This is a genomic window from Neotabrizicola sp. VNH66 (assembly GCF_049445895.1).
GTDB lineage: Bacteria > Pseudomonadota > Alphaproteobacteria > Rhodobacterales > Rhodobacteraceae > Pseudogemmobacter.
In genome coordinates, this window is sequence record NZ_JBMSDW010000041.1 from 1 (window position 1) to 5507 (window position 5507).

The 5507-nt window shown below is 66.1% G+C and carries 1 protein-coding gene and 1 pseudogene; both read right to left on the minus strand.

Annotated features, from left to right (window positions below):
- Positions 1-349: 349 nt before the first annotated feature.
- Positions 350-1381, minus strand: a complete 1032-nt coding sequence (locus ACO2Q5_RS23745) for a DUF7146 domain-containing protein (RefSeq protein ID WP_423295681.1) — start codon at positions 1379-1381, stop codon at positions 350-352.
- A gap of 11 nt (positions 1382-1392) precedes the next feature.
- Positions 1393-5391: pseudogene (locus ACO2Q5_RS23750) on the minus strand (strawberry notch-like NTP hydrolase domain-containing protein); the annotation flags it as partial.
- Positions 5392-5507: the final 116 nt, after the last annotated feature.

The window sequence follows — 5507 nt, forward strand, 5'->3', positions numbered from 1 at the left end:
CATGATCCGCGGATATCATCAGGGCCCGCGGCCGACCGGCCGCACTACGAGGCCGGACATATGCAAGCACCCAACCGGATTCGACACGCATTGAGGAAAGACTTGACGAAGGGGGTGTCCACATATGGCTCTCGCGATGCAAAGGCGGCACTGCCGCCGGCGGAAATCAGTCGCCCCCCGTCCTTGAAGGGGCGGCCCCTTTGACGGCCGCCTGCCCATCTCTTGAAGGCCGTGCGGGTGACGGGTGGATGAGGTTGCCCAGGAAGAGGCAAAGGCGACGATCCAGAGCCACGACAGGGATCCGTGACCCCTGCCCCGCAGCCCCGGAGTGCCCCCTGCGCGATGCTGCTCAGCCTGACAGGCGATGCCGTTCCTCGGGCCCGATCTGCCCCGCCAGATGCTGGCGCAGCGCCTCCGCCCCGTACGCCCGGAGATCATCGTTGAAATCCCCGAGCCTTGGTTCCAGCACCCGGACGGCAATCCCGGCCTCGGTGGCTCTGGTGGTCAATCGCTCCGCCGCGCGTTGCCCCGCCGGATCGCGGTCGATGGCAATGTAGAGGCGCTGCAATCCCTTTGGCAGCAGGACGGCTCCGAGGTGGGAGGAGGAGAGCGCTGCCCAGACGGGAAGGTCGGGGACTGCCTCCCGAACGGAGAGCATGGTCTCGATGCCCTCGCCGACGACGAGGATGTCATCACATCGGGTCAGCCTGACGGCATTGCCCAAGAGGTGACCCATCGCCCGCCGCTGCGTTTCGACGGTCGCCTTGTCCTTGCCGTCTTGCGCGAGCCAGGTGCGGTGTGCACCCTGCAAGGCCCCTGCCCCATCGGTGACCGCAGCGATCAGCGCCGGTCTGGGGGTGGATTTGGTCTGACCCTCATCCCGATGCCAGCACTTCGGGTGGAAGCGAAGGGCAGAACTTGCGACCGGCAAGGTGATGCCCCGGCTCAGGAGATAGGTCTCGGCAAGACTGCCTGCGACCGGCACCGAGGCGGCAAACAACCGCGCGGCCGCTTCTGGTGTCCCGCCTGGGGGCTTCGGCTTTCTTGGGGATGGCGCATCCGGGACAACCGGCGCCGGACGGCCAAGATGCGCACGGGCCTCGGCCAGAAGATCGGGAAAGCGTGTGATCCCGGTCCGCTCGCGGATGATGTCGAGGAGGTCGCCATGATCACCTGTTGCGGCATCTGTCCAGCGACCGCTGGACCCCGGTCCTGAGGTTGGCCCGACGAGCCGCACGAAGAGCGAGCGGCCCGGGCTGTTCTGCAGATCGCCCACCATCCAGTAGGAGCCTTCCCGCCTCCCGGCGGGAAGATAGTGACGACAAACGCTTTCTGCATTCTGCGCAAGCTCGCGCAAGAGTTCTTCTGTTTCCAATGACATGAGTACACCAATCAACTATTGCGTGCATGTAGGCCGGTGACCGGGGCACGCGCAAGCAGGCGCTCGAGGACGGCGATGCCTGAAGGATCTGTCGGGCAAAAGAGCCGCAGCTTCCAGCTTATGATCTCAGAAAAGAAGCCATCGGCCTTGAGCCGGTCCTTGGCGGCTTCAGTGAAGCCGGAGAGCTCGATCCGGCTCACCCCCATGACGCGGGAACGATGCAACTCCATCACCTCGGCCAGCCGCACTACGGTCTTGCCCTCGAGAGCGAGGGCATGGACCTGCGCGGCGGTCAGCTTCGGCGCGTCAGCGGCCAATGTGGTCGCGACCCAGGCGGGCGAGACCCGGCGGCCGATGATGCGCTGACCGTCGTCGGTCTGCAGACGGTAGACGCGGGTTTCGTCCTGGGGGAGCTGCTTCCAGATCGGCAGCAGCAGGCCCGCGACGATGTGCAGCGTGGATTCCGAGAAATTCGGCACTTCGGCCAGTTCCGCGGTCCAGGCGGCGGCAAAGGCCGCGCGGTCCGCTTCCAGCCAATGCGTGTCTTCCATGACCTTCGCCGGGAATGTGCTGGCCTCCATCGGGCGAATCAGCCGCAGGCGGGGCTCGATGGTGCCGTCATCCAGCATGAGGCTGGTGGCCGGCACCTGCACCGCAGCGCGACCGGAACGGCTGTTGACCAGAAGCCGCGCCTTCGGGTCGTCGAGCCAGTCGAGCGCATCCGCCAGCGAAGTCGGCGTGTTGCGCCGCTTTTCCGCGATGGTCAGAAGCTGGGTTTCCGCGCCGGAGCCGGAATGGTTGTAGATCACCCTTGCATCGGTGACGCGGAAGCTTTCGGCGCGCAGCGTCTCTAGCCCAAGGTCATAGACCCCGGCGGTGATGGCCCCCTCGATCCGCGCATCGAGAAGCTCCTCGAACGCCGAGAAGAGCACAGCCTGCATGGCGATCGTCAGCGCCAGCAGGCGATTGAGGAAGGTCGTGATTGGCGGCAGATCATCCTTCAGCCCGTTGTCATCGGTCAGGCTGAGACCGGTGGCATCTTCGAAGGCCCCGAGCGAGCACCCCGCCACATCGCCGCGATAGAGGCAGCGGTAGAGCTGGCGCAGGGCATCGCGGGCGTAAGGCGACTCAAGATTATCCTCGGGCCGGAACAGCCCCTGACCTCCCGTCTGGCGCTGACCGCGCGTGATGGCACCCAACGTGTCGAGGCGGCGCGCGATGGTGGAGAGGAACCGCTTCTCTGCCTTCACATCGGTGGCCACCGGCCGGAAGAGCGGCGGCTGCGCCTGATTGGTGCGGTTGGTGCGGCCCAGGCCCTGGATGGCGGCGTCGGCCTTCCAGCCGGGCTCAAGGAGATAGTGAACCCGCAACCGCTGGTTCTTCGCCCCGAGATCCGCGTGATAGCTGCGCCCGGTGCCGCCTGCGTCCGAAAAGATCAGGATGCGCTTCTGGTCATCCATGAAGGCGGCGGTTTCCGCGAGGTTGGCAGACCACGCTCGGCTTTCGACGACGAGGCGCGCGGCAGGACCTTCGCCCTTCCTGACGATGCGGCGCGAGCGGCCCGTGACCTCGGCCACGAGATCGGTGCCGAAGCACTGGACGATCTGGTCAAGCGCTCCAGGCACGGGCGGCAGTGATGCCAGCCTTTCGATCAGCGCATCGCGCCGGCGGGCGGCCTCACGGCATTCGACCGGCTGGCCATCGCGCACGACGGGCCGGGAGGAGAGATTTCCCTCGCTGTCGGTGAAGGGTTCGTAGAGCTGCACCGGGAAGGAATGGGCGAGGTAATCCAGGACATATTCCCGCGGCGTGACGTCGACCCGGATGTCGTTCCATTCCTCGGTCGGGATCTCCGACAGGCGCCTTTCCATCAGCGCCTCGCCGGTTGAGACGATCTGGATCACGGCCGCATGGCCTGCGGCCAGATCGGCCTCGATGGCGGCAATCAGCGTGGGGGTTTTCATGGAAGTGAGCAAATGGCCGAAGAAGCGCTGCTTGGCGGACTCGAAGGCGGAGCGGGCGGCGGACTTGGCTTGGCGGTTCAGTGTGCCGCTGTCACCGGTGATGTTCGCGGCCTCCATCGCAGCAGCGAGGTTGTTGTGGATGATGGCGAAAGCCCCGGCATAGGCATCGTAGATGCCGCGCTGCTCAAGGGTCAGAGCATGTTCCAGCATCTCGTATTCGACGCCATCGTAGGAGAGCGACCGGGCCGTGTAGAGGCCGAGCGACCGCAGGTCGCGGGCAAGGACCTCCATCGCGGCAACGCCGCCTGCCTCGATGGCCTCGACGAATTCGGCGCGGGTGGCGAAGGGGAAATCTTCGCCGCCCCAGAGCCCAAGCCGCTGCGCGTAGGCGAGATTGTGGACTGTCGTCGCCCCTGTGGCCGAGACATAGACCACGCGGGCATTGGGCAGCTTGTGCTGCAGGCGCAGGCCCGCCCTGCCCTGCTGCGAGGCTTCGGTATCGCCACGCTCGCCCTTGGATCCGGCGGCATTCGCCATGGCATGGCTTTCGTCGAAGAGGATCACCCCGTCGAAATCTGCCCCGAGCCAGTCCACGATCTGATCGACGCGGGATTTCCTGGCGCCGCGCTCTTCTGAGCGCAGCGTTGCGTAGGTGGTGAAGAGGATACCTTCCGAAAGGGGAATGTCGCGGCCTTGCGCAAAGCGCGAGAGCGGGGTGACGAGCAGGCGCTCTTGCCCGAGCGCCGACCAGTCGCGCTGCGCGTCCTCGAGAAGCTTGTCGCTCTTCGATATCCAGAGCGCCTTTCGACGGCCCTGGCACCAGTTGTCCAAGAGAATCCCGGCCGACTGGCGGCCTTTGCCCGCTCCGGTGCCGTCACCGAGGAAGAAGCCTCGGCGGAAGCGGACGGATTCCGTGGCATCGTCCGGCGCTGCCGAAACCATGTCGCCGGTCTCATCGACGGTCCACGATCCGGCGAGATGCGCGCCATGTGCTTCGCCCGCATAGATCACCGTTTCGAGCTGCGCGTCGGAGAGCAGGCCATCGCGCAGGACGGCGGCGGGCAGTTTGGGGCGGTAGGTGGGTTTCGGGGGCGCGACCGAAGCCATGGCAGCGGACTGCACGAGCTTCGTCGGGTGGGCGGCTGCACAGGGAATGTCGATGGCCTGCAGACGGAAGGTCTCGTAGATGGCGTCCGACAGGCGGGCAACGCCGAGGTCGTCGGCCGTCTCACGCAGGGTGTAGGCAAGGTCTTCGGCATCCGGCGCGGCTACATGCGCATCGGTATTGGCCGATGCCGTTGCCCGCGATTTCCCGGCTGCAGTGCCGGACGCACGGGCAGGAACTCCCCGGAAAGGGGAAGTGGGCTGGGGGCGAGGCACCGCACCCGCTTCCAACTCGAGGCGCGGCGGGACTTCGGCGGTGATCCGGGACAGGAGCTGCGCCACATCGGAAGACATAGGCTGGGCCAGATCAGCCGTGATACCGCCCTCCTCGCCGCCTCGGCATATGTCGAAGACCGAAATCCGTGTCTCGAAGCTGGTGCCGTGTTTGGCGAAGGCCGCGCCCGACACAGCGCCGGTGAAGACCAGATGCGCGGTCTCGGTCAGGCGGCCGAACGTTTCGGCCCATGCCGGGGCGTCTGGCGCGAAGCCCGCCCCGGTGATGGCCACCAACCGACCGCCGGGCGCAAGGCGGGCAAGCGCAGAGCGTAAATGCCGCGCTGTTGCTTCGGTCGTCCGGCCATCGACATTGGCCACGGCCGAGAACGGCGGGTTCATCAGGGTGACGCTGGGGCGAAAGCCCGCGTCCAGATGATCGTCGATCTGCGCGGCGTCGAAGGTGGTGACGGGACGACCCGGAAAGAGCAGACGGAGAAGATCGGCGCGCGCGTCGGCCAACTCATTCAGCGCGAGGCTGCCGCCCGCGATCTCGGCGAGGATTGCCAGAAGTCCGGTCCCGGCCGAAGGCTCGAAGATCAGGTCACGGTGCGTAATCTGTGCGGCGGCCAGTGCAGCGAGCCCCATTGGCAAGGGCGTGCTGAATTCCGATGACCATTCGTCAAGAGGATAGGCATGCGTTTCCCGCCGCGCGGCTTGAATGCCGTTCGTCATGTTCGTTCTCCTTGCGATATTGGCAGAGGTCAGGGCACCCGACTTATTCG

What these genes read in the sequence shown, in the direction of transcription:
- ACO2Q5_RS23745 (WP_423295681.1), bottom strand. Translation starts at nt 1,381, where the DNA reads ATGTCATTGGAAACAGAAGAACTCTTGCGCGAGCTTGCGCAGAATGCA.